Consider the following 22,822-nt stretch of genomic DNA (forward strand, 5'->3'; position numbering starts at 1 on the left):
GAGTATACAAAAATGTCTATGCTTGAAAGTATCAGAATTAAACCTCAAGGTGAGATCGCAGTTGTAGAGTTCGATCTTGTTGGTGAAAAAGTTAATAAATTCTCAACACCGGTGATGATGAGACTGAAAGACGTGGTTGAAGAGCTGCGTAAGTCTTCATATAAAGCGGTGATTTTTAAATCCATGAAACCGAAAATCTTTATCGCGGGTGCTGACATCGAAGAGATCAAAGGCATGACGACGCCGGATCAATTCAATAACGCGGTTAAAGCCGGTCAAGAGATCATGAACATGGTCGAAGATCTTCAAATGCCAACAATCGCGGCTGTGAACGGTGCGTGTATGGGTGGTGGTTGTGAATTCATCATGGCTTGCGACTACCGTATTGCCTCTGATGATTCCTCAACAAAAATTGGTCTTCCGGAAATTCAATTGGGTATCCTGCCGGGCTTCGGTGGTACGCAACGTATGCCGCGTATCATGGGGCTTCAGGCGTCTTTGGATATCATCCTTGCTGGAAAAGCGGTGAACTCCAAAAAAGCGCAGAAATCAGGCTTGGTTGATAAAGTGGTTCATCAAAATCTTTTGGATGAACAGGCGATCAAATGGGCCAAGGAAATCATCGCAGGTGGCGGTCAAAAACGTCGCAAAAAATTCCAGGCAAATGGAATGGTTAATAAAGTTCTAGAAGGACCTGCAAAAGGCGTTGTGTTTAAGAAAGCACGCGAAGGCGTGATGAAAGCAACGAAGGGTCATTATCCTGCGCCATTGAAAGCGTTGGACGTGATTCAAAAAACTTATGGCATGAGTGATCGCGATGCGGGAATGCGCATTGAGCGTGAAGGCTTCTGTGAGTTGGGTATCACTGATATTTCCAAAAACCTTATACACGTGTTCTATTTGACTGAAATGGTTAAAAAACAAACCGGCGTGTCTGGTGTGGATGTAAAACCAAAAGAAGTCAAAGGACTTGGCATCCTGGGTGCTGGTACGATGGGTGGCGGTATCGCTTACGTCGCGGCTGACAAAGGCATTCAAGTGCGCATGAAGGACTTGAGCCCGGAAGCATTGGGTAAAGGTTTGAAGCACGCCAGCGACTTGTGGATGAAGTTGGTAAAACGTAAATCCATCGACAAATATCAGTTCCAGCAAAAAATGGATTCAGTATCTGTGACGACAGACTATTCCGGTTTCAAAAACCTGGATGTTGTTGTTGAGGCCATCGTTGAAGATATGGGCATCAAGCAAAAGGTGATCGGCGAGTGTGCTGGTCAAATGCGCCCGGATGCAATCATCGCAACGAATACTTCCTCATTGTCAGTGACAGAGATGGCAAAAGGTCATCCACGTCCTGAATACTTTGCGGGAATGCATTTCTTCAATCCGGTGAACAAAATGCCATTGGTTGAAGTTATTCGCGGCGCTCAAACGTCTGATGAAACTATCGCGACTATTTTTGAATTGACCAAAAAAATGGGCAAAATGCCTGTCGTGGTAAAAGACGGCCCGGGCTTCCTGGTGAATCGTCTTCTTCTTCCGTACATGGCAGAAGCTGCGTGGTTGATGCAAGAGGGTATGAGCATCGAAGTGGTTGATAAAGCCTACGTGAAAGAGTTCGGCATGCCGATGGGGCCATTCGAGTTGATGGATGAAGTTGGTTTGGATGTATGTATTAAAGTTCTTAAAATCTTCAAGAAAGCCTTCGGCGAGCGCATTGAAATGGCGCCTTGTATGGAAGCTTTGGAGAAGTCAGGTCGCTTGGGTCGTAAGAATGGCAAGGGTTTCTACACCTACCAGGCTGACGGCAAACGTGGTGACGTCGATCAAACGGTTTACGGAGCATTGGGCTTGGGTACTCCAAGCAATCCTCACCAAACCAAAGAATGCATCGAGCGCGGTGTGTTTGCGATGGTGAACGAATGTTCTTTGGCATTGATTGAAGACCACATCGTGGAGCTTCCACATGAAGTAGACTTGGGCATGATCATGGGTACTGGCTTTCCGCCATTCCGTGGTGGATTGTTGAAGTACGCAGACAGCATTGGCTCACAGTATGTTGCTGATCAATTGGCAATGTACGCGTCCAGTCGAAATGCCAAACGTTTGAAGCCAGCGACGCCGTTGTCGAACATGGCTAAATCAAACGCTAAATTTTACAAGTAATCGCCATTCAGAAGTAGGGTCCTATTGAGTTATCAAGGGACCTGGTTGTGAATGTGACTATTTGAAAGACAACCTTACTAAACCGAAGCCGAAGCAGTAACCTGCTTCGGCTTTTGTTTTTTCGGCACCCTTATTGGTTTTTACGGGACGTGATCAGACAATAAAGTTCATGCAAATCTTTAAATGCAAAGCCACTTTGAAGTTGGTAGCGGCGCTTGCCGTCGTTATGACAGATTGTACGGTCTGGGCCCAGGCTTTATCCACGCACATAATCAATGTGGATCGGGTCTTCAGTGCGCGTCCTCGCTCTATTGGATACCGTTATCTGATACAGGTTTCCTGTCATCCCCAGGGTGAAAGCCTCGCTACCATCCCGGTGAAGCGAGTGGCGTTTAAATGGGAAGCGGGTCTTAACTCCGGCAATTCTGAAACGGACAACAATGGACAGGTGGAGTTCACGCAAACAGCCTTTAATGGAAAACTCGAAGAGACTTTAAAAATTATTTACCATCAGCGGTTATTGATATTTTCAGCACCCAAAGGTGTGGTGGAGCTTTCACTGCCAACACCCTGCAAATAATAAACTAATTTGTTCAATGTAAAACATCATTATTCAGCAAGGAGTTTTTATGAGCCGCAATCGTGCCACTTGGGATGCCAGTGAGTGTGCTTTAATCCTGATCGACTACCAGCCGGAGATGTTCCGAGGCATCGGATCTGGTGATCCCCGGATGGTGGAAACAAATATTTGTGAGCTGGCGAAAGCAGCAGTGGCGTTCGATATCCCCGTGGTATTAAGCTCGGTCGGAGTTAAGATGGGCGTGAATCAACCCACTATCAAAGCATTGAAAGGTGTTCTTCCAGGAGTCGTGGAAATCGATCGCTCTTCCATGAATGCCTGGGAGGATGAAAACTTCCTAAAAGCGGTGAAAGCAACCGGCAGAAAGCGTCTGGTGTTTTGTGCCTTGTGGACAGAGATCTGCCTGGCCTTCCCAGTGGTGGATGCATTGGAGGATGATTTTGAAGTGACCTTCGTGGTTGATGCTGTCGGCGGTCAATCCAAGGAAGAACATGAAATGGCTATTCAACGACTGATCCAGGCTGGTGCTATTCCAAATACCAGTGTTGCCATGGTGGCAGAGTGGTTCCGCGATTGGAAGTCTCCGTTGGCGGCAAAAGGCCGTGAGGTCTTTAGATCCCTAGTGACTGAACATCGCGAGATGCATGCGAACTCGCGCTTTCAGGCGCCACCAGACGGGTACAGCAGTCAATCCGAAATGATGTAGTCGGATCTCTGACTACTGCATCTCGCGAAGTTTTTGTTTGAAGGATTGTTGCAAGACTTGCTCCATGGAATAAAAACCATGGGGCTGGTCGCGCAACCATTTCGCCGCAAAGATGGCGCCGGTGCCAAAGGCCGCGCGATTGATGCTCTCGTGGGTCAGTCGGATGGTTTGGTAGGGAAGTCCAAAGATCACTTCGTGTTTGCCAACGATACCGCCCACACGAATGGAATTCACGTGTTCATTGGGATCCAGGTCCAAATGATGAGCCAGCTTCAGAGCTGTTCCTGAAATGTCTTTCTTCTGTCTAAAGTGTTCTTCCACCACTTCAACGTCCGCATGGGGAATCATGCTTTTCAAAATTTTCGAAGCCATTAGCAGCCAGTTAATACCCAGAGTGATATTTGGTGAATACAGAACCGAAGTGTTGTTGCTGATGCTTTTTACGCGATTGAGTTCTGAGTCATTGTAGTTTGAAATTGCGCTGACGATTTTAATTCCGTGCTGAGCCAGCTTTTCATACACCTGAGTTGTGGTGCCCGTGGAAAAATCAATGACCAGATCCACCGGATGGGATTTGAAAAATTCCTCCGTCAGATGATCAGCAGTGATGAAGGGAGCAAAGTCAGAATCGTAACCCAGAACCCGGCTGGCAAAGTGTTGGGTGTTTTCGACGTTTCTGCGGCAGATCCATTGCAGTGACAAGTCCGGATCCTTGGCGATTTCGCCAGCAACGACAGCGCCTGTTCTTCCAAATCCAAATAGTCCGACTTTCAAAGACATAGGTCTCCCTTGTAAAGAAAGTGACCCTACTCTCTTAGAAAATTACTATGGAAGATTCCACACCCTTTGAATGAATTAACTTAATATTTTAGAAGCTTAGAATAGAAATATTAGAAAGGGTGCGCAATGCGCAGTGCGCACCCCTGTATTATCAGTCAGTTAGACTGTTGCTTCGGCGTGCGATCCAAGAGTGGAACCGGCACTGCCTGACTTTTTTTCGTCAGCTGAGTTCAATGATTTTGTAAGAACTTTGTTACTTAAGAAGAACAATACACCTGGAATTAATCCAAGAGCTGCCAGAAGCAGGAAGAATTGTTCCTTCGGCATTTTGTCGTACATGCTGCCGATCCAACCGGAAACAGTATTTCCGAAGAAGGAAGCCAGGAACCAAACACCCATCATCATCGAAACGATTTTCTTAGGGGAAACTTTAGTCACCAAAGACAAACCAATCGGAGAAAGATAAAGTTCACCAATTGTCAGCATGAATGTTGAACCCAGAAGCCACAATGCCGTGCCTTTGCCAGGACCCACGGATTTTGCCGCAAAGAACATCAAGCCCAACGCGGCTGTGCCCATGAAGCAACCAATCGCCATTTTCATGGCTGTGGTGTTTTCCTTGCCACGACGAGCTTGCCACATCCAGACGCGATCCAAAATCGGTGCGAATAGGAAGATGATAAATGGATTGAAGGATTGGTACCAGGTGGAAGGCATTTCCCAACCAAAGAAATTCCAATCAGTGGATTGATCCGCCCACAACTGCAACGTGTTGCCTTGTTGCTCGTAAACGCCCCAGAAGAAAATCGTGATGGCACACATGAAGGTCAATGCCCATGTGCGAGTCCATTCGGATTTAGTCAGTGGTTTGTGTGCTTGGGCTTCCACTTCCTTGATGGAAACTTTGTGCTCAGAAGATGGCAGATGTTTGCCACCGAAGTGGTAAATCAACAGACCTGCAAGCATCCCGATGCCGGCAGCTCCGAAGCCCCAGTGCCAGCCCACTTTTTGTCCCAAGGTGCCACAAACCAATGGTGAGAAGAACGCACCCAGATTGATACCCATGTAGAAAATTGTAAAGGCACCATCGCGACGCTTGTCTTCCGGCGCATACAACTCGCCAACTTGGGTGGAGATGTTCGGTTTGAAAAAACCATTACCAGCGATAATGAACAACAAAGCCAAAAAGAACATGCTTTCAATAGCCATCAGGAAGTGACCGATGGCCATCAAAATACCGCCCACGTAAACCGCGCGACGCTTGCCCCAGTATCTGTCCGCGATCATACCCCCGAAAAAGGGAGTAAAATATACAAGGCCCATATAGTAACCGTAGATATGGGAGGACAAAGCTTGCGGAGATTGCGGACCAAAAAAGTATTCAATCCCGGATTTCAAAGCTCCGTAGCCCCAAACATTTTTGCCCTGATCGGCCTCAAGAAAAAGATATTGGGCCATGTAAAGCACCAGGAGCGCTCTCATGCCGTAAAATGAGAATCGTTCCCACATTTCTGTGAAGAAAAGTGTAAACAGGGGACGTGGGTGTCCAAATAGTGTTTTCTCTGATGTTTGAGCCATAGGCCTCTCTGTACATAAGGTTGACGATTACTTCTTTTTTCTAATGAGACTTTTGATCTTGGCAAGTTTTTGAGATAAAGACACCTGAAAAATGGAGGGGCTCCACAATGTCAGTTTTTAAGAGTGTATTTGCCTTCGGCGCGGTGCTTACAACTGTTCTTGTAACAGGCTGTACAAACGGCTTTGATGTGGGTCCTATCATTGCGAAAAAGCAGGCACCCGAGCTTATCGTCGACTCTTTTGCTCTTCCAAAAACTCAGTCCACGGAAATTGCGGCTCGCTGCGAAAATGCCACGTGCCTGACAATCAATAAATCGTCCTTGGGAAGAATCTTTTTGCTGATCGCTTCCGGTAAAACCGGTGGTTCCACGCCGCAGTGGTATGATTTGAAACCGCAAGTGGTGAGTTTTGAAAAATACGGCAGCCGCATGGCTTTGTTGGGGCAAAACTACAACAGCATCTACGAAGAGCTGCAAACAGAAAACCTAATTCAGACTTTCGCCATCATTGGTGAGGACGAAAGCACGATCACTTTTGACTGGGGTCGTGGTCTTAAATCCCTGATTGCGCAAAATGCCTATGACGTGGATTTCGGCGAGGGAATGAATGACCCGTTGACGGAAAGCTCTGTGTCCGCCATTCCTGTGAAGGATTCCTTCACGCGTAATATCGCAATCACCAACAACGCCATTGAACTTGAGCAGGTTTCCAAAGTTCAAAGTCTGGTGGGCCAAGCGGCTGCTGGCAATAAACTTGCGGTCGAGACCCGCGAAGAGACTCTGGCGGTAAATATCCAGATTCGTGCTTATCGTCTTGAATCCAAGTTTCAATCCAAAGAATTCGATAAATCCCGCTCTGTGGGTTTCTTCGTGACTCGCCTGGCGCGTCCTTCCATGAGTAAGGATGCGATTAAGTACATCGCGAAATGGGATGTCTCTGAGGGGCGTGAGCCGATCACTGTGCGTATTTCTGCAGCGGTGCCCGCTGATTATGTGAACGCCGTTAAGGACGGCGCTCTGTACTGGAATAAAGTTTTCGGTAAAGACGTTATCCAGGTGGAGACAGGTGTGGACCCGCAATCAGCTCCCAAAGATCGTACGATCATGGTTCGCTGGGTAACTTGGTTGGATGCCGGTGCTGCCTATGCGATCAGCCAGACAGATCCATTGACGGGTGAAATTTTGCGCGCGCAAGTGTTCATGCCTTCCGTATTCACGAAAGTGGGTTCCGGGGAGTTGGTTCAGTTGAATGGCGGTTCTCCAGTGGCAGCAGGTGCGGTGGCTTGTGACTTCTCTCAAAAGATTCAATCTTTGCAAAAACTGACTCGTGAGGCTCCGGACTCGCAACGTTTGCGTCTGGCTCAGGACAGTGTTCGCGCCACGGTTGCCCATGAATTGGGCCACGCGCTGGGGCTTCGTCATAATTTCGCAGGCTCATTCTCTGCGAAAGCGACGACTCAGGAAATCTATGACTCCTCCAAATCCTATCTGAAAGATCCAAATCATCCGGGCTTGGAGACTTCCACAAGTATCATGGACTACGTGAGTGGCGTGGATGATGTTTTGAACTCTGCGTTTATCAAGCACTCGGCATTGTCTTACGATAAGATGGCGATGGCTTGGGCTTACTCCTCTGATGACAGTGCTTTGGATCCTAAGATCTCTTTGTACTGCACAGACGAAGACATCAGTCTTGCGAATGTTCAAAAAATGTCGATCTATGGTTGCGAGCGTTTCGATAACGGCAATAATCCATTGCTGAGAAAATATTTGGACGGTCGTGATGAAAAAGAAAACCTGGTTAACGTTCTATTTGCATCGATCATGGGTCGTATGTACCCAGGGGATCAACCGGAAGTCGTGAATGATCTCGACACTGTGATCGGTGATACATTCAAATGGGGCAAAGCTGCGATCGACTTGTCATTCGTAGGCAAGGTTCTGTTTGAAACGTCTGAGATGGCTGGTAACAACTCTCTTCGTGCTCAGAACCTGGTTTCTTTGGATGCAGCAAAAAGCGGTGGAATTCTGAATGCTCGTAAAGGGCAGGATCCAGCGTTTGATGCATTGAGATTGGCGCATCTGGCGGAAACAGCCAAGTTCCTTAAAACGAAAGACAATGTAACTTCAGAGTTTGGTGGGTATGCGGCCATGTTGAATGGTTTGCTACGTAATTCCAAGGGCGAAATGGACCTGGATTGGTTTATCAAAGAAGTTGAGGCTTTGGCCCAAAGTGGTGTCCTTGCCAAGGGCAAAACGCTTTCCGGTCGTGAATATGAATTAACGGCAGAACAGCAAAAGAAAATTGTTAAGTTCTTCGTGATGATTGAAGCGCTTAATAAAAAGGTCATCTTTGAGGCGGCTCATGACATTCTTCCGGTTATCAAAGCTCAAGTGGAGACTGATAAAGGTGTGAAGGTCATCAGCAACATTCTGCCATCGGAAGTGGTTAAGCAAGCCGATACAGATGTCCTGGGTGACTTGGCTTTGGATATGGTCCTGGCTACGCAAAAACCATTGGATGTTAAAGTGGGTGAGCAGGGGGATAAGACGGTCACGGTTGGCGTGCCTTTCCTGACGTCTGCTGAGCGTATTGCGATGATGAATATCCTGTCTTCTCAGGGCATGTCCTTCCCATTGGAAGTGAAGCGCGCGCACGTGCGTGGTTCCCTTGCGGAAACAATCAACAAACTTCTACATGTTGTTGATCCGTTGTTGTTCATTGATTCCCTGAACCGCGAAGAGCAAGTGGCTTTGGCAGATAAACTGCTTAAAGAAGGGAAAATCGATTCCAAGGCCTCTGGTTGGATTGCAGCTCAAGTGAAGGTCCTTCAGGCGCTATAAAAAGGTGCCAGGACCTGGCACCCTTTTCGACAGTCGAATCCCTAAAATGTCAGTTTCTAAAAGGCGTCTCAGTGTGAGACGCCTTTTTCGCTTCAGATCGAATATAAGCCTGGCATGGTTGGAACAAGGCTTGCCTCTATGTAAAAGCATTGGAGGCTTTATGAAAACGTCTGTTCTTTCTAAACTTACGCTGGGTCTGGTGATGGCATTGGCCATGGGTCTTTCGGCTTGTGCAAAGAAAGGCGATTCAGCTGTGCGAGTGGCTAAACGTGGTGGTGAAATCACGACAAGCTCAACATGCTCAACTGGTGCTTCTTCAATCGGTCGAATTTACTATCCAAGCAATCAATCAGCTTTCGAAGCAGCGGTTAAATCCTTTGTTTCCACAAATTTGCCGGGATCTGCTTTCGGATCCATTGATGCTTCTGGCAGCGCTGCCAACGGTGTTTTCCTGACAATGAATCTGCGTTTTGATTCCGCAGGTCAAATTGACAAGGCAAACTCAAAAGTTTTGGTTCAAATCAGAGACTCTTTGGTAGGCACAATCGATTCATCAACACAAAAAGAGATTCCAGCATATGAAGTTCAGTTCACATCTGCCTATAATGGTGTGCTGAATAAATCGACTCGCAAGTTCACAGTGACTTTCGAAGACCAGTACGGCTGGATTGGGTTTGATGGTTACTACGATAACAACAATGCCTACGGTACAGTTTACTTCAAAAACTACTCTTCTGTAGACGGTAGTTCCCTGCAGCAGCAAACAATGGGGTCATTCTGGGTTCCAACTTGTGGCCTCCTTAACTAAGGCACTGCGTCTTGCCTGAGCCTCTATCCTAACTAAGATAGAGGCATAATGCCTCAACGTTTCTTATTCGATTCTTCTATTCTTGGTTCAGTTGTCGGCGGTGGCTCCGCTATCGATATCCCCAAACTTAGCATTCATACCTTGGACGCAGCCTCTGCGTTTCTTTTGAGTTATGGTTTCGACACCAATCAACAGTCTGATGTGGAAAAGCTTTGGTACTATCATCGTCGCGCTTTGGTGTTGATGGTTGAAAAGCTGGGTTTCAACGACGCTGAAATTCCCGAGATCTTTCTGGATCCCAAAAAACTGGGAGACATCCGTCAGCTGCTTTTATATGCAAGTTCCAATGATCCAGAACAGGCCATGATGCAACGCTGGGCCTGTGCCATCCTAAGAGGCATCCACGTCTTTGTGCATGCCGAGAATGACCTGTTCAGTACTTTCTCTGAAGAAATTCAGTCACAGATTCTGACGCCATTTCAGGATGCGATTTTTCATGACGGAACCACTCATCGCACTTTCCTAAAGGGGACGGGTGAGAATCCGGAGTCCTTGGAGCTTCTGGGTTTCGAAGTAAAACCGTTTAAGACCTCTTCCAGCACCGTTATCAAACTATTGGCAAAGCCCGATGCTTTGGCGATGAAGATCTTTGATAAATTGGGTGTGCGTTTTATTACGCGCAATCTGTTTGATACCTTCCAGGTCGTGCGCTTCTTGGTCCGTGAAAATGTGATCAGCTTTCCGCACATCATGCCGGATCAAAGTTCCAACAATCTGTTTCCGGTGGAATCGTTCATGCAGGTTTGCGATGAACTTGCCCAGCGACTGGATGTGATGGATGAGAAAAGCATCCAAGCTGCCTTTGATCAAAAACTGGAAGAGATGGGTGACAGTGCCAAGTTCCTGCGTAAGGAAAATTTCTTTTCTGGTTCCGATTATCGCTTTATTAAATTTATTTCCCGTAAATTGATTCATATCAAACCCCAAGGGAGCAAAGAGGCATTCAGTTTCTTTTATCCATTCGAAGTGCAGATTATGGATCAGGCTGCTCATCAGAAAGTGCTATCGGGCCCTTCTGAACACGAGGCTTACAAAGAGCGCCAACGTGTGGCTGCTCGCAAACGTTTATTCCCTGAGAGTTAAATCATGTTTCTAAAGTTGCTTTCTTATCCACGCACTCTTTTGGCTTCAGTACTGTTGCCAATTCACACAGTTTTTTGTTCTGCACTGATGATTTTGGTGACCTTCATTTATCCGAATCGTTGGCTGGAAGATCAGATTGTTTATTTCTGGACTCGCGGTTGCTGCTGGATGTTCGGTGTGAAAGTGGTCGTTAAAGGCTTTCACAAAGAAGCCAAGGGTGGCTACCTGTACGTATTTAATCACACCAGCTTCTTTGATATCTTTGCGATGTCAGGCTACCTGGGGAGCTTCCGCTTCGGGGCAAAGATTGAACTCTTTAAAATTCCCGTGTTTGGTTGGGGCATGAAGCGCGCAGGAATTCTGCCGATTGCCCGCCATCGTCGTGAGGAAGTTTTTAAAGTTTATAAAGAGGCGGAAAAACGCATCGCCAACGGTGAACGTTTTGCCTTGGCACCAGAAGGCACTCGCCAGCATAAAGAAACTTTGGGGCCGTTCAAGTCTGGCCCGTTTATTTTTGCAATCAACGCGAAAGCACCGATTGTTCCTGTTATCGTAAAAGGGGCGGCTGCCATCATGCCGAAAGGAAGCTTTCTGCCGAATTGGGGAGTATGGACTCACACCATCACTTTGGAAGTTTTGCCACCTGTTGATGCTACGAAATATACAATTGATCAGCGTCCTGAATTGCAGGAGCACGTTCGCAGTTTGATGCTGCCTTATTTTCCAGATGCGAAATAAGGCCCAGGTTAAACAAGAATCCAAACCGCAATTAAAGTGATGATGATCGGAAGAACGAAGGTCAAACCCAGAACTAGCATAGTCTTGGATTGGCCTGGTGAATCTTCTTGTGGAAGGTTTTGGTCAGAGTTCATCTAAATTCCCCGTGTTGCAAAGACTAAAGCAGTTTTTTAAGTTCCTCGCAAGTCAGTCGTCCCACTTTTTGAATATCTTTGATTTTTGTAGTGGGTGTGCTTGTGTATGCCTTTGCTGCGCTCGGATCTTTTAGGATAAACAGCGGCAGTCTTTTAGGGAGCGTGCGGGCCATGGTTTTGGTTTGTGCCGGCGTGCTAAGAGAAACAAGTTGGATGTTCTTTTTGATATCATCCTCACATCTATTAATGTCGAACACATAGATCCGGCAGGGCGCGCAGTCTTTTTCGATATAGATCAGAGTTTTTCCCTGGGCCAATAAGTCTTCGGATTTCAATTGGGTTCCATCTGAAAAATCCACCAAAGTCTCAGCAAAAGCGGGCCAACCCATGAGATTCATAAGTAAAACCAAAAAAATATTCATGCTTCGTAGGCGCAGCTTTTGGGGCATAAGGATTTTTAGGACAAAACCTTTGCAATTGCAAGTAACTTGCAATAAAAGTCAGTTCATTGGGAGGTTTTATGTTTAAAATCGCATTAGGCTCAGCAGTTTTGGTGTTTTCGCTTTTGGCAAATACAGCGATTGCTCACGGTGATGATCACGATCACGGTGGATTCCCAGAAGGAACTCTTCTTGCTCTTGAGGGTGTGGATGCCATCTCCAAATCAGAATGCATGCTCTTCGTTACTGACGTTGGTTATACAGGTCCTGAGCAAACCCCAGATCAGTGGTACGCGGTTATTTCAACTAGCTACAGCCACGGTCACGCAGCTCCAACTCCAATCACTGTTAAGATCCATCCTGAAAAAGCAGGTGTGCTGTACGGTACGGCGGCAAACGGCCAAGATCAAATCGCCGTGTTTTTGAATCCCCAGGAAATTGACCTTAGAAACATCAACTCTTTCAATTTGAAATGGCTTCATGGCGATCATTTTCACACAAATCGCTGTGTAAACATGCAGGTTCACGCACACTAATCAGGATTCCATGAGTTATTCGATTCTTTTAAAGCGCCAAGTGTTTTTTTCGACTCTGGCGCTTTTATTTACGACATCAAGTTTTGCTCAAAGTACGTCAGCGGGCGAGTCAGTCACTCAGCTGCCTGAAGTTATTATCACCGACAAGTCTGAAAATGACCTTAGAATCAAAAAAGACGAAATCAATCGTGTCGAAACTTTAAAAGCCAGTGATATTCGAAAAAAGCAGGCGCAAACCTTTGCGCAAGCAGTGGCAAACGTTCGCGGCATCGATATGCAAACAGCCTGTGCGTTTTGCGGAGCGAAGCGCGTAACCATCAATGGTATGAAGGGTGAGCACACCACGATCCTGATCGATGGTCTGCCTTTGCATTCTACAGTTTCCGGCTTTTATGGCGTCGAAGCTATTCCATTGGGTGGAGTGGATTCCATTGATATTTATCGTGGCACCGGGGCGGCTTTGACCGCGCCAGAGTCCATTGGTGGTGCCATTAATGTTGTGACCAAAGAGATCGTCACAAACAGTGCCGAAGGTGCGGTTTCTTTAGCCAATGACGGGCAAAAGAATATTTCAGTTTTGGGCACAAGAAAGCTCACCGAAAAAACGGGTCTGTTGCTGGGTGTGCAATATGGCGAAATCAAGCCCATTGATATTGATGATAACGGCGTTTCAGAACTGCCAAGTCAGAAAACCTTCACAGCCCTCACGAAACTTTCCCACAAAATAAACGAAACCGATGAAGTGAGCCTCCGTCTTAGTTACGGAAAGCTTAAGACCATCGGAGGTTCGATGAATGATCTGGAACTAAGTGCGCCGCCGACAACACTTGCGAACTCAGACGATTTTGTGGATCGTGATGTTCGTAAAAAATATATCGGTGCGGAAAATAAAATCACAGAGAATGTATTTCTGGATCGTTACGAAATCGCTTCTGTTTATCGCAAACAGATCGATCAGGACTCCAGTCTGAAAGTCAGTCTGGGTGGGGCTCACCAGACCTCCCATGCAATTTACTCCCACGGCTATGACTATGACAACGATGACAAATTATGGGTCGGGATGGTTGAGTATCAAAAGCTTGCATCCGACAGTCATCTGCTGACGTTTGGGGTGGATTCCAAAAATCAGTTCATGGATTCGTTTTCACAGACTTTATATGTGGACCGTGTTCCATCGTTGACTCAAGATGATTTGAACTACCACTCCTTTGGTGGTTTTGCCCAGGACACCTGGTTCATAGATGAAGCCAATGAATTGTCGATGGTTTTGCGTCTGGATAACGTAAAAACCCATTGGGTGGATTTTGATAAGAAAATTGATAAAACAGTCTTCGCACCTCGTGCGATGTATAAGCATGTGCATGACTCTGTTTTGACGTCCCGTTTGTCGGCAGGAGTCGGGTATCGCTCGCCATTGACACTTTTTGAAAGTCAGCACGGAATGTATCACGATGGTTTTGTGATCGACGTTGATGATTTGGAAATTGCCCAAAGCTTTGTCTATTCTCTCTCAGGACAACGGCTTGATGATTTCTTTGAATTCAGCACTCACGTAACCCGCATTGAAAACATGGCCTATGGGTTGGATCGTGCGGATCAGGAGCTTCCGACATTGTTTATCAGCTCCAAGGAGCCGTACACGGTTTCGGTCGTGGATTTCAGTTATGGTCGTCGTATCACGCATGATTGGACTGTCGAAGGTTTGGTTGAGTCTTTCCATTATCCGGCAGGATATAAGGAAAAACTGCAAGTGGCAGCTGTGGAGCAGCGCTTGTCAGTGATGTCCAACGTGACTTGGGGCAAATGGACGGCTTCTCAGCGCGTAACTGTTGTGGGCGAGAGAGATCTTTCGGCTTATGGTTACGGAGATCACTATAACGTTGCTTATACTGACACCGATCCGTTGAGCCCCACATTCGGTCAGACCTTTACTTCCGATCAAAAGTTTCAAAAGTCACCGACCTTCTTTACAGTGGATCTGAATTTCGAGCGGCAACTGAGTGAAAACCTGTATGCAGGTTTCGCGATCTTAAATGCCTTCGATTATACCCAAACGGGCGCCGGCGACAGTCCAACGACATGGCACGTGCACGGAGATCACTATCACCTGGACAACTTTCATATCTGGGGCCCGCTGCGCGGACGCCAGTTCTTGTTGTCTCTTCGCGGAAATCTCTAACATCTTGATTTGATCATTTTGCATTTGTTGGCTCCATGCAGAACCGATATCGGTTCTGCAGAGCAGTACGAAAAGGGAACTGGGTTACCCCGAAAGAAGTTCCGAAATTACTGCAGCTCCAGCTTTGACTCCTGAAGCATCTTCATTCTGGGAAATTTGATATTGGATTTATGGAAGGGGTCGCTTCTCATCCCGAATTAGACAGTCATGATGTTCTGAAGGAAAATCTGGGCGTGTTGCTGCCAGTTGATCATCCGTTGGCAAAACGTAAAGAGGTCTCGTTGCGCGATTTGAAAGATGAAACCATCATTCTGCACAGTCGTAAAGAGGCCGAGGAGTTTCACGACCGCATAGTGCATCTGATGAAGGGTTTGAATAAGAAAGCTAAAATATATATTAAGAACGATGAGGAGAGTTGTCCTATTCTCGTAGCTATGGGGAAAGGTGTTTCCCTGACGATAGCTGGAAGTGGCAACTTCGTACCTGAGCACACTCGCTTTGTTCCTATCAAGGATATGTTTTTGCCGGTCAGGGTCTTTTGGCGTCGAGCTGACGAAGATTCAGCATTGAAGACTTTTATTAGTTTTATTCTTGAAAGTAAGTCGGTTCTCTCGAGGAGTACTCATTGTCTGTACTTGGTAAATGAATAAAAAAAAGGCACGGACTCATCGTCAGTGCCTTTTTTGTTTTCGCTGTAAAACTAAAAACTAGTTTTTAGTGATTACGCAAGTGCCTTCAACAGCTGTCTTGTTGATAACAAGAGTTTGGTTGAATGCGCCTTTTTCGCCACGAACAGATTTGTAAGCTACAGAGTCTTTACCAGAAACACCCCAGAATTCGATCACTTCAAGATCGTCGAATTTGTAGTAAGAACCAGCTGGGTAGAAAATGTAGTTGCCAGTTGCAGTGGCTTTGAAATCTTCGATGCCAGAACCGTTAGCTTCGATGTTGCCAGTGACAGCTTTGCCATCGATGTTAAGCGCAGCAGTTACAACAGCGTCGCCAGAAGTACAGTGAACATCCAAAGTAGAAGCTTGAGCTGCAGTTGCAGACAATGCGATCAAAGAAGCGAAAATTAGAGATTTCATAAACACACCTTTCGATTAAAGACTAGATGACGCAACGACTATGCTCTCTATTGTGAAAATGAGTCAAGAGCAAAACAGATCAGGATTTCAGGCGGTCGCGCAGGGTTTTCATGTAAGCCCGAACTTCAGTTTTTTGGGCTTCAGACATCCCGCCAAAGTCTTTGTTCTCAAGGGCGGTGATGATTGTATAGGCATACATGGAGTGATTGGTCTTCGGATGGACTTTGACCAGCTTCACCATGGTTTTCTGCCAGCCAAGCTTGTGCATTTGCTGCGGTGTCTTGATTCCGGCATCCTGCAGCAAAGCCTCTAGTGTGGGGCCGATATTTTTTAGATCGGATAGTTTTTTGGCCTTTTGCAGCAATTCTACGGGGTCCTCATCCGAGAACATCCGTGGTCGGCGGGTATCCAGATTTTTGGGAATGGGTGGCTCGGTCTTGGCGGACTTTCCTTTGCGGGTTTTGCTGGCGGTTTTTTTCTCTTTGGGAAAGCTGCCCCAGATGCTGTGGGGGCGAAGGGCGACCTTAAGGATATCGGAAACCCACTCTTCAAAGCCTTCGGTTTCAAGCGGCAGATAAAGCCACTTGGGTAAAATCTTGTGAGGTTTAAGAATGGGAAATTGAGCCAAGGCGCGCGCTTGATTCTCGTGTTCCACCGGAAACATGCAGCCGTTCCAGTTTATTTTGTCCTTGGGCTTGTCGGTAGTTTTGTCGGTGGCTTCAAATGTGATCAGGATGATTTTCTCATCCAAATAATAGGCAAATCCGCCAAACATGGCTTTACGGCGATAACCTTCTGCAGGTAGCAGATTTTCAATCCATTTGAGCTCTAATGGTTCCTTCGCCATGACTGGTTTCTAGGGGCCTTCTTTGCTTTAATCAAGCAAAGAAAGCCGCTATTGAAAATCAGTATGTGCCTATGGAGATTCTACTGGAACGCGTTTGCCTGGATCGCGATAACGAGGCTCAATAACACGCTCCTCGATATAAATCCGCTCTGACGGCTCGTGCTGGCGCAGGTATTCAGCGGCGCTGGCTTGTCGCGCCCGGCGAGACTCGTTGGTTGTATCCATTTTGGATGGACTTGAGTTTCTATCCTGCATCACTGTTTCAAGTAGCGTTTTTTCAGCGTGAGCAAAACTGAACGACATTAAGATCACACCGAAGGCGATAAGTTTTTTCATGGACTTCCTCCTTGAACTTATAACGCCATCATCTCGCCGGCGGGAAGTCCGCGTACAGTCCGGTTTTTAGGGAACAGTTAGAAGTCATGAGGCTGCTAAATACCGTAGGTCTTTGGGCGGTAAAAGATTCATTTTTCGTGGGAGGTTATATTGCGTCTTGGTAAGAAATCAAACACTTGGTCATTTATACTTGAGTTGTAGGACGAACATTCGTTACAAGAAGGCACTGGAATTTTGAACGTGTTTAATTTTTGGAAAAACCTCTCAGTAGTTAAAAAGCTGTACGCAGTTGTTGGCGGTATGGCCTTGTTGATCGTCCTCGAATTGGGGACGTTGGTTTTTGCGTTGTCGACGTTGTCGTCAGTGCGTGCCTTCGTGGGCGGTGAGGGTATGTGGTCCAAGGCGCAAAAGAACGCGATTCACAGTCTGACATCTTATATTTTCACCAAAGATCAAAACTACTATGATGATTTTCATCGCAATATGACCGTTCCCTTGGGGGATCGTAAAGCTCGTCTGGAGCTGGAAAAAGCAAATCCGGATATTAAAGTGGTTTATGAGGGATTCCTTCAAGGTGGCGTACATCCTGATGATATCCCAGGGGTGGTTCGCATCCTTCGCAGTTGGGGGTCGGTAAGTTATATTCAGCGTGCAGTGGCTGCATGGACTGCCGCTGACGAGAAATTGAATGTCCTAATTCAAAAAGCAGAAGAACTGCATGGTATTTTCTCCCAGTCCAATGTGGATCAGAATGAAGTAAAACGGATTCTTACTGAAATCGATGTGCTGAATGAACAACTCACAGCCTATGAGATGGAGTTTTCAAGTGTCCTGGCAGAAGGATCGCGCTGGCTGGAAAACCTGTTGATGTTATTATTGGTTCTGGCAGTCGTGACGATAGAAGGAACCGGCCTTTATTTGACCTTCTCATTTGCAAAGGGTCTGAATCGAAGCTTGATGGAATTGAACTATGCCACCAAAGAAATCGGCCGAGGTAATTTGGGAGTGACCGTGCCGGTGCACTCGCAAGACGAGCTGGGGGAGCTGGCGGTATCGATCAATCGAATGAGTGCAGATCTGGAATCAAATATTTCTCAAAGACTGCTGGCGGAAAACGCAAACCAGGTCAAAACTTTGTTCCTGGCTAACATGAGTCACGAGATTCGCACTCCGCTGGGAATCATTCTGGGTATGACTGAAATTTTAAAGGATCCCCAGGTGAGTACTGAGGAAAAACTTAAGTATCTGGAAGTGATGGAGAGCACAGGTCACAACCTGTCACGCTTAATCAATGATATTCTGGATATCACCAAGGTGGAATCCGGGCACATTGATGTGGAGCTGGCTGCGGTTCAGATTGATCCGTTCATCGAGGAAATTGGCAGCATGATGCAGGTCAAGGCTGGTAAATCCAATGTCACTTTAAGTTTTAAAGTGGCGGCGGTTTTGCACGGTATGGAGTTCATGACGGATCGAAATCGTTTAAAGCAAATTCTTGTCAATCTGATCAATAACGCTCTTAAATTCACGGTCGGAGGAACTGTTCGGTTGTCTGTTGAATCTGCAGGTCATGATCTGGTGTTTGATATCAGTGACACGGGGATAGGTATTCCTGAGGATCAGCAGGGACGGCTGTTTCAAAATTTCTTTCAGGTGGATGCTTCCAGCACTCGTCAATATGAAGGAACCGGATTGGGATTGGTGCTATCAAGAAAGCTCGCCCGGTCACTGGGTGGGGACGTGGTGCTGGTGAAAAGTGCGCCAGGTGTGGGCTCGGTTTTTCGTTTATCTGTTCCGAAAATGGGAATGGTTAGAACTGACAGTCTGGACGTCACTGCCACTCAAAAAAAGATTAAGACCGAAGTGGATCTGCGTGGTTTGACTGTTTTGGTGACAGATGATTCAGAGGACAATCAGGTTTTGATAAAACACTATTTAAATAAAAAAGGTGTGATATCAGAGTCAGCACTTGATGGTGTTGAAGCTGTGGAGAAGGCTTCTAAAAATGCTTATGATGTGATTTTGATGGACATGCAAATGCCACGTATGGATGGTTATACCGCGACTCGCGAGCTGCGTGCCCGAGGTTATCAGGGCCCCATCGTCGCTCTCACAGCCCATGCTATGAAAGAGGATCGCGATCGCTGCCTGAGTGTTGGATGTAATGACTATCTAACCAAGCCGCTGTCATCGGATTTACTGTATGCCGTGCTTGCGAAGCATGCTCAGGTACAGATTGCTGAAGTCCTTGGCAAGCCTAAGTAACCCAGTTAACAGCTGCCACTTAAATAGACACTCACTCGTTTTCAGGTCCAATTTAACACCAAAGACTCATGGTAAGGTCCTTGCATTCCGAAAAGATGGTATCATTTAGGAAGACCGTTAGGAGTACAAAGATGAGACAGTCACTTAAAATCCTTACAGCAGCAATCGCGATGAGTTCCCTTGCAGCATGCGCATCAAGCCCGGCTAAAACAGCAGAGGGTGAACATGTGACGGTTTGGGAAGTCACAGAAACTCCATTCTTGCGTGCGGTGAAGAAAAGTATCACGGGCGAAAAGGCTCAGGATATCACGGTGCAAATGCCAGCTAAAGGCAAAGAGACCAAGACAAGATAGTGGTTTGCAGAAAAATTTGAAGCGGAAAAAAGCGGGTCTGAAACCCGCTTTTTTTATTTCTTAGTTACCATATTTTGGAGAGATGATTTGCGATTGAGTGTCCTCGGCAAGAGGATCGCGAACTGATTTATTCTGTGGAGAATAAATCACCAGATTCGCAGCGCTATAACCTTTCTTAAGGTTGATTGTAGTGCTGGATTTTCCTTCCAGTGACACCACCTCCGGAATATCAGTATAAGCCTGTCCCAGATCGTTCAAAGAAATCTTGGACCAGGTTTTATCGTTGGACAGATAATCGTCATACTCCAGGGCATAGTTGTCCTGATGAGTGGTGGAGACTTTAATGTTCAATTCCCCGGTAGCCGAGGTCGCCAATAAGGAGGCATCAGCTGTGATGATTGCCAGGGTTGAACCATCAAATGTCGTCATCGGCAAGGCATCTAGCAGCGCTGATGAATAGTCCTCTTCGTAAGCCGTACCTGCCGTAATTGCCGTATCATAGAATTTGCGAAGCTCGCGTGCGCGATTTCCATCCAGAAGCAGACTTACAAATTTCCCTGTCGCAAGACCGGGAAGACTGCTGCCGACAAGGCCCGCCAATTCCTGATCAGCCAGTCCATCGCCATCGGAGTCGATCTGCACATTCACTTCGCAGCGATGCCATGTGGTCATGCCCTCGTACAGTTTCAATGCCACTTGCAAAGAGCGTTTCCCAGTGGAGTCCGTAATCAGGCGATAGCCAGCGGATTGCAAGTCGCAATTCTTATTGTGAATCAGGTCTGCTTTCTTTTCCGCTTTGCGCGCATCCTGTCCCAACAAAGTAAACAGATAAGCGTCACCTGGATTTGCCGATGTGTTCTCGATCTTCAATGTCGCAACACTGCCGGTGGCGTCGTCTTCAGACGTCGCTTTTACTTCCAGTGCCGTTGCTTTAATTCGGGAAATCTTGCGGGCGACAACCAATGCTGGCATTTGCAGCAATTGTTCGTCGCCTTGAGAGAATTTCAAGAAGCCATCAAGCTCCTCGTTGGTATTCATAATCAGGGAGGCATTGAGTGCCGCCGTGATTTCAACTGTTTTCTCCTGACCTGGTTCCAGAGTCAAAACAGGGGCCGTGATCTGCATCGCTGCAGAGCCCTTCCATTGTGGATTCAAGGTCACGGTCTTGTCAGAAATATTTTTGAATGTGACTTTATTGGAAAGGACTTTGCCCTTTTCAATATCCGTGATCCCAAACGAAAGCGTTGCAGGAGTCGTCACGACCTGGGCCTTTAAGCTTTCAGCTACTTGCACGCGACCAGCACCCTGACGGGCGATAGAGTATGTTTTCTTGTTTTCATCAGAGATCACTTTGCCATGACCCAATAGAACTGATTTCAACTCAAGGGGAGTCAAAGTCGGGAACTTTTGTTTCAACAAACCCATCACACCGGCAATATGAGGACCTGACATGGAGGTTCCTGACATATTCACGCCTTTATCGCCAGAGCCGCGGGCCGCTGAGATAATATTCGTTCCTGGGCCGGTGATTTCTGGCTTGATCAAACCATCGTCTGATCTTGGGCCACGGGAAGAGAACGGGGAGATCGTGTCTGCAAGCCATGACTTTTCAATTTTTGAAGCCGATTTCAAGTTCACGATAACTGTGTCTTTGGCCAACAGCGCTTTCACTTGTTTTCCGGAATCCTGGGAGATCATAACGGCTGGAATCTTTGCGCTATCCAGGCCCGACATTCCCGCAGCTTCGCCAGGGGCATTGTTGGCAATGATAACACCCAATGCACCGGCTGCTTGCGCGCGTTTAACCTTGTCAGCAAAAGACACTCCACCACGATCAATCAAGGCGTATTTTCCCTGGATCTGGGCTGCGGTGACGCTGTCGAAGTCCTTATCAGCCAAACCTGCGAAAACCAGTTCACCTTGCGCCTCCGGCATTTTTGCCAAAGGGGAGGACGTGACGGATTCACTGATTTCAAGAGTCAGCTTTTCCTGGTCATTGATTGAAAAATCAGCGGCCGGGAATGAGGTGTTATGTGTAGAGTCATCAATACTGGAGCCCACTGAAATCGCATCGTCTGCGATGGAAGGTGCACCCACGATGTAGGGAGCATCGCCAGAGTTTCCGGCGGAAGCCACCACCACAGTACCGCCGCGAACCAGGTTTCTAACTGCGTGCCCGTACATCACATGGCGACTGCCATAAGTGGAGCCCAAGGAAAGGTTCACAACGTCCATTTGTTTTGCAAAACTCAAGTCACCCGTAGGGTCAGCAGAATACTCAAGGGCTGCGATCACGACTTCGTCGCTGGTGCCCCCTGAGCGGCCAAATACTTTCACGGCATAAAGATCTGCGTCGGGTGCAACACCGTCATAAGTGTTCACGCCGTCACCAATACCGGCGACACTGCCAGCCACGTGGGTTCCGTGCGTGGCTTCATCCAAAGGATTTACGTCAGGAAGAGGGATGCGCTTTTTTGGGTCGTCTGATCCGGGTTGGTAGTCTGAGCCCACCAAGTCGATCCCGCCCACAACTTTGCGATTCGGGAACGCCGAGGTTTCAGCCGAAGGATTGATGGCTTTATAAGCATCAGGAGTGCCCGGGCCGCCCAACATTTTGTGAGTATAGTCGATACCCGTATCGATCACGGCAATGCGTTTACCCTGACCGCGAATGTTTTGTGCATAAGCCGCCTCGCTGCCAATGAATTTCACAGAGGTCTTTGCACCCACCATGCCGATTTCGTTGAATTCGGATTTCTCATCTTGAGGTCTTGCAAATTGGGCTGACTTTTCCGTCATGACGACGTTTGGAATTTGTTTGATTTTTTCCAAAGCATCAGCCGGGGCCCATACTACCATTCCGTTTAGAACCAGGCGGTAACGAATTAGAACTCTGATGTCGGGGGAAATCTTATGCAGTTCCGCGAATGTTTTTTCCTGCTCGTTTTGGATGGCTTTCACCAAATCCGGATCGATTTGTGGTTTTCCATCTTTCATTTCAGCAGTCTCCAACAGCGCCGGTGACGACAGTTTGATGATGAAAATGGAGGGTTCCGCAATCGTGGATCTGGTGCTGTAAAGGCCGTCTAACAGGTCCGATTTGAAGATCGGGGAATCAGGCTGGGAGGGGCTGCAGCCCGCAAGGACCAACAGCGAAATTAACAGCGTTGAAATATTTCTTTGGCGTGTATTCAATTTAAACATCTTCATAGGGCCCTCTCACGTTCCAGGTGCCATATAGACACCGTTGACCTGGAAATCAAATTACCGTTCTGGAGTAATCCAAAATCCGTGCCTAAGAAGCG

At 47.0% G+C, this 22,822-nt stretch carries 20 protein-coding genes; 12 read left to right on the forward strand and 8 right to left on the reverse strand.

Annotated elements, in window-relative coordinates:
• The first annotated feature begins 12 nt into the window (after positions 1 to 12).
• From AAAA73_RS05815 to AAAA73_RS05825, 3 genes are all read left to right on the forward strand, one after another.
• Positions 13 to 2,163, forward strand: coding sequence for a 3-hydroxyacyl-CoA dehydrogenase NAD-binding domain-containing protein (locus AAAA73_RS05815; protein WP_340597246.1), 2,151 nt, complete (start codon positions 13 to 15; stop codon positions 2,161 to 2,163).
• A gap of 169 nt (positions 2,164 to 2,332) precedes the next feature.
• Positions 2,333 to 2,743 (forward strand): hypothetical protein, encoded by a 411-nt coding sequence (locus tag AAAA73_RS05820; RefSeq protein ID WP_340597247.1) that lies wholly within the window; start codon positions 2,333 to 2,335, stop codon positions 2,741 to 2,743.
• Between the two features lie 49 nt (positions 2,744 to 2,792).
• Positions 2,793 to 3,449 carry an isochorismatase family protein gene (locus tag AAAA73_RS05825; protein ID WP_340597248.1) on the forward strand — a complete coding sequence of 219 codons (657 nt, stop codon included), beginning with the start codon at positions 2,793 to 2,795 and terminating at the stop codon, positions 3,447 to 3,449.
• Between the two features lie 12 nt (positions 3,450 to 3,461).
• Here AAAA73_RS05825 and AAAA73_RS05830 read toward each other — a convergent pair whose 3' ends face one another.
• The gene (locus tag AAAA73_RS05830; RefSeq protein ID WP_340597249.1) at positions 3,462 to 4,229 is read right to left on the reverse strand and encodes a 4-hydroxy-tetrahydrodipicolinate reductase; all 768 of its coding nucleotides are present in this window, start codon (positions 4,227 to 4,229) and stop codon (positions 3,462 to 3,464) included.
• A gap of 159 nt (positions 4,230 to 4,388) precedes the next feature.
• A complete protein-coding gene (locus tag AAAA73_RS05835) occupies positions 4,389 to 5,807 on the reverse strand; it encodes a peptide MFS transporter (protein ID WP_340597250.1) in 1,419 nt (472 codons plus the stop codon).
• A 107-nt stretch (positions 5,808 to 5,914) separates the two neighbouring features.
• Between AAAA73_RS05835 and AAAA73_RS05840 the strand changes: the two genes are divergently transcribed.
• The 4 genes from AAAA73_RS05840 (at position 5,915) to AAAA73_RS05855 (ending at position 11,339) form a co-directional block, all read left to right on the forward strand.
• Entirely contained in the window at positions 5,915 to 8,650 is a 2,736-nt protein-coding gene (locus tag AAAA73_RS05840; RefSeq protein WP_340597251.1) for a zinc-dependent metalloprotease, read from the forward strand.
• A 160-nt stretch (positions 8,651 to 8,810) separates the two neighbouring features.
• Positions 8,811 to 9,458, forward strand: coding sequence for a hypothetical protein (locus AAAA73_RS05845; protein WP_340597252.1), 648 nt, complete (start codon positions 8,811 to 8,813; stop codon positions 9,456 to 9,458).
• A 48-nt stretch (positions 9,459 to 9,506) separates the two neighbouring features.
• Positions 9,507 to 10,601, forward strand: a complete 1,095-nt coding sequence (locus AAAA73_RS05850; RefSeq protein WP_340597253.1) for a TIGR04552 family protein — start codon at positions 9,507 to 9,509, stop codon at positions 10,599 to 10,601.
• Positions 10,602 to 10,604: 3 nt separating this feature from the next.
• Positions 10,605 to 11,339 carry a lysophospholipid acyltransferase family protein gene (locus tag AAAA73_RS05855; RefSeq protein ID WP_340597254.1) on the forward strand — a complete coding sequence of 245 codons (735 nt, stop codon included), beginning with the start codon at positions 10,605 to 10,607 and terminating at the stop codon, positions 11,337 to 11,339.
• An 8-nt stretch (positions 11,340 to 11,347) separates the two neighbouring features.
• Here AAAA73_RS05855 and AAAA73_RS05860 read toward each other — a convergent pair whose 3' ends face one another.
• On the reverse strand, positions 11,348 to 11,473 hold the full coding sequence (locus AAAA73_RS05860) for a hypothetical protein (protein WP_340597255.1): 126 nt from the start codon (positions 11,471 to 11,473) through the stop codon (positions 11,348 to 11,350).
• A gap of 23 nt (positions 11,474 to 11,496) precedes the next feature.
• A complete protein-coding gene (locus AAAA73_RS05865; protein ID WP_340597256.1) occupies positions 11,497 to 11,895 on the reverse strand; it encodes a hypothetical protein in 399 nt (132 codons plus the stop codon).
• A gap of 98 nt (positions 11,896 to 11,993) precedes the next feature.
• On the opposite strand from AAAA73_RS05865, the gene AAAA73_RS05870 reads away from it, so the two are divergent.
• From AAAA73_RS05870 to AAAA73_RS05880, 3 genes are all read left to right on the forward strand, one after another.
• A complete protein-coding gene (locus AAAA73_RS05870) occupies positions 11,994 to 12,449 on the forward strand; it encodes a hypothetical protein (RefSeq protein ID WP_340597257.1) in 456 nt (151 codons plus the stop codon).
• Between the two features lie 10 nt (positions 12,450 to 12,459).
• Positions 12,460 to 14,628 carry a TonB-dependent receptor plug domain-containing protein gene (locus AAAA73_RS05875; protein WP_340597258.1) on the forward strand — a complete coding sequence of 723 codons (2,169 nt, stop codon included), beginning with the start codon at positions 12,460 to 12,462 and terminating at the stop codon, positions 14,626 to 14,628.
• 131 nt (positions 14,629 to 14,759) lie between these two features.
• Positions 14,760 to 15,278: a LysR family substrate-binding domain-containing protein gene (locus AAAA73_RS05880; RefSeq protein WP_340597533.1), complete on the forward strand. Its 519-nt coding sequence runs from the start codon at positions 14,760 to 14,762 to the stop codon at positions 15,276 to 15,278.
• A gap of 57 nt (positions 15,279 to 15,335) precedes the next feature.
• On the opposite strand, the gene AAAA73_RS05885 is transcribed toward AAAA73_RS05880, so the two are convergent.
• From AAAA73_RS05885 to AAAA73_RS05895, 3 genes are all read right to left on the reverse strand, one after another.
• Positions 15,336 to 15,716, reverse strand: coding sequence for a hypothetical protein (locus AAAA73_RS05885; protein ID WP_340597259.1), 381 nt, complete (start codon positions 15,714 to 15,716; stop codon positions 15,336 to 15,338).
• A gap of 79 nt (positions 15,717 to 15,795) precedes the next feature.
• Positions 15,796 to 16,563: a TfoX/Sxy family DNA transformation protein gene (locus AAAA73_RS05890; protein ID WP_340597260.1), complete on the reverse strand. Its 768-nt coding sequence runs from the start codon at positions 16,561 to 16,563 to the stop codon at positions 15,796 to 15,798.
• Positions 16,564 to 16,632: 69 nt separating this feature from the next.
• Complete coding sequence (locus AAAA73_RS05895) at positions 16,633 to 16,899, reverse strand: hypothetical protein (protein ID WP_340597261.1); 267 nt, start codon at positions 16,897 to 16,899, stop codon at positions 16,633 to 16,635.
• Positions 16,900 to 17,139: 240 nt separating this feature from the next.
• Here AAAA73_RS05895 and AAAA73_RS05900 point away from each other — a divergent pair, with 240 nt between their 5' ends.
• Complete coding sequence (locus AAAA73_RS05900; RefSeq protein WP_340597263.1) at positions 17,140 to 19,164, forward strand: response regulator; 2,025 nt, start codon at positions 17,140 to 17,142, stop codon at positions 19,162 to 19,164.
• 131 nt (positions 19,165 to 19,295) lie between these two features.
• On the forward strand, positions 19,296 to 19,517 hold the full coding sequence (locus tag AAAA73_RS05905; protein WP_340597264.1) for a hypothetical protein: 222 nt from the start codon (positions 19,296 to 19,298) through the stop codon (positions 19,515 to 19,517).
• A 60-nt stretch (positions 19,518 to 19,577) separates the two neighbouring features.
• On the opposite strand, the gene AAAA73_RS05910 is transcribed toward AAAA73_RS05905, so the two are convergent.
• Positions 19,578 to 22,727, reverse strand: coding sequence for a S8 family serine peptidase (locus AAAA73_RS05910; protein ID WP_340597265.1), 3,150 nt, complete (start codon positions 22,725 to 22,727; stop codon positions 19,578 to 19,580).
• Between the last annotated feature and the right edge of the window lie 95 nt (positions 22,728 to 22,822).

The sequence above is a fragment of the Bdellovibrio sp. GT3 genome, from assembly GCF_037996765.1.
Classification (GTDB): Bacteria; Bdellovibrionota; Bdellovibrionia; order Bdellovibrionales; family Bdellovibrionaceae; genus Bdellovibrio.

Coding starts and splice junctions, on each gene's coding strand:
- AAAA73_RS05895 (WP_340597261.1), bottom strand. CDS start 16,899: ATGAAAAAACTTATCGCCTTCGGTGTGATCTTAATGTCGTTCAGTTTT.
- AAAA73_RS05840 (WP_340597251.1), top strand. CDS start 5,915: ATGTCAGTTTTTAAGAGTGTATTTGCCTTCGGCGCGGTGCTTACAACT.
- AAAA73_RS05890 (WP_340597260.1), bottom strand. CDS start 16,563: ATGGCGAAGGAACCATTAGAGCTCAAATGGATTGAAAATCTGCTACCT.
- AAAA73_RS05860 (WP_340597255.1), bottom strand. CDS start 11,473: ATGAACTCTGACCAAAACCTTCCACAAGAAGATTCACCAGGCCAATCC.
- AAAA73_RS05825 (WP_340597248.1), top strand. CDS start 2,793: ATGAGCCGCAATCGTGCCACTTGGGATGCCAGTGAGTGTGCTTTAATC.
- AAAA73_RS05815 (WP_340597246.1), top strand. CDS start 13: ATGTCTATGCTTGAAAGTATCAGAATTAAACCTCAAGGTGAGATCGCA.
- AAAA73_RS05835 (WP_340597250.1), bottom strand. CDS start 5,807: ATGGCTCAAACATCAGAGAAAACACTATTTGGACACCCACGTCCCCTG.
- AAAA73_RS05855 (WP_340597254.1), top strand. CDS start 10,605: ATGTTTCTAAAGTTGCTTTCTTATCCACGCACTCTTTTGGCTTCAGTA.
- AAAA73_RS05885 (WP_340597259.1), bottom strand. CDS start 15,716: ATGAAATCTCTAATTTTCGCTTCTTTGATCGCATTGTCTGCAACTGCA.
- AAAA73_RS05905 (WP_340597264.1), top strand. CDS start 19,296: ATGAGACAGTCACTTAAAATCCTTACAGCAGCAATCGCGATGAGTTCC.
- AAAA73_RS05850 (WP_340597253.1), top strand. CDS start 9,507: ATGCCTCAACGTTTCTTATTCGATTCTTCTATTCTTGGTTCAGTTGTC.
- AAAA73_RS05845 (WP_340597252.1), top strand. CDS start 8,811: ATGAAAACGTCTGTTCTTTCTAAACTTACGCTGGGTCTGGTGATGGCA.
- AAAA73_RS05865 (WP_340597256.1), bottom strand. CDS start 11,895: ATGAATATTTTTTTGGTTTTACTTATGAATCTCATGGGTTGGCCCGCT.
- AAAA73_RS05875 (WP_340597258.1), top strand. CDS start 12,460: ATGAGTTATTCGATTCTTTTAAAGCGCCAAGTGTTTTTTTCGACTCTG.
- AAAA73_RS05830 (WP_340597249.1), bottom strand. CDS start 4,229: ATGTCTTTGAAAGTCGGACTATTTGGATTTGGAAGAACAGGCGCTGTC.
- AAAA73_RS05910 (WP_340597265.1), bottom strand. CDS start 22,727: ATGAAGATGTTTAAATTGAATACACGCCAAAGAAATATTTCAACGCTG.
- AAAA73_RS05820 (WP_340597247.1), top strand. CDS start 2,333: ATGCAAATCTTTAAATGCAAAGCCACTTTGAAGTTGGTAGCGGCGCTT.
- AAAA73_RS05870 (WP_340597257.1), top strand. CDS start 11,994: ATGTTTAAAATCGCATTAGGCTCAGCAGTTTTGGTGTTTTCGCTTTTG.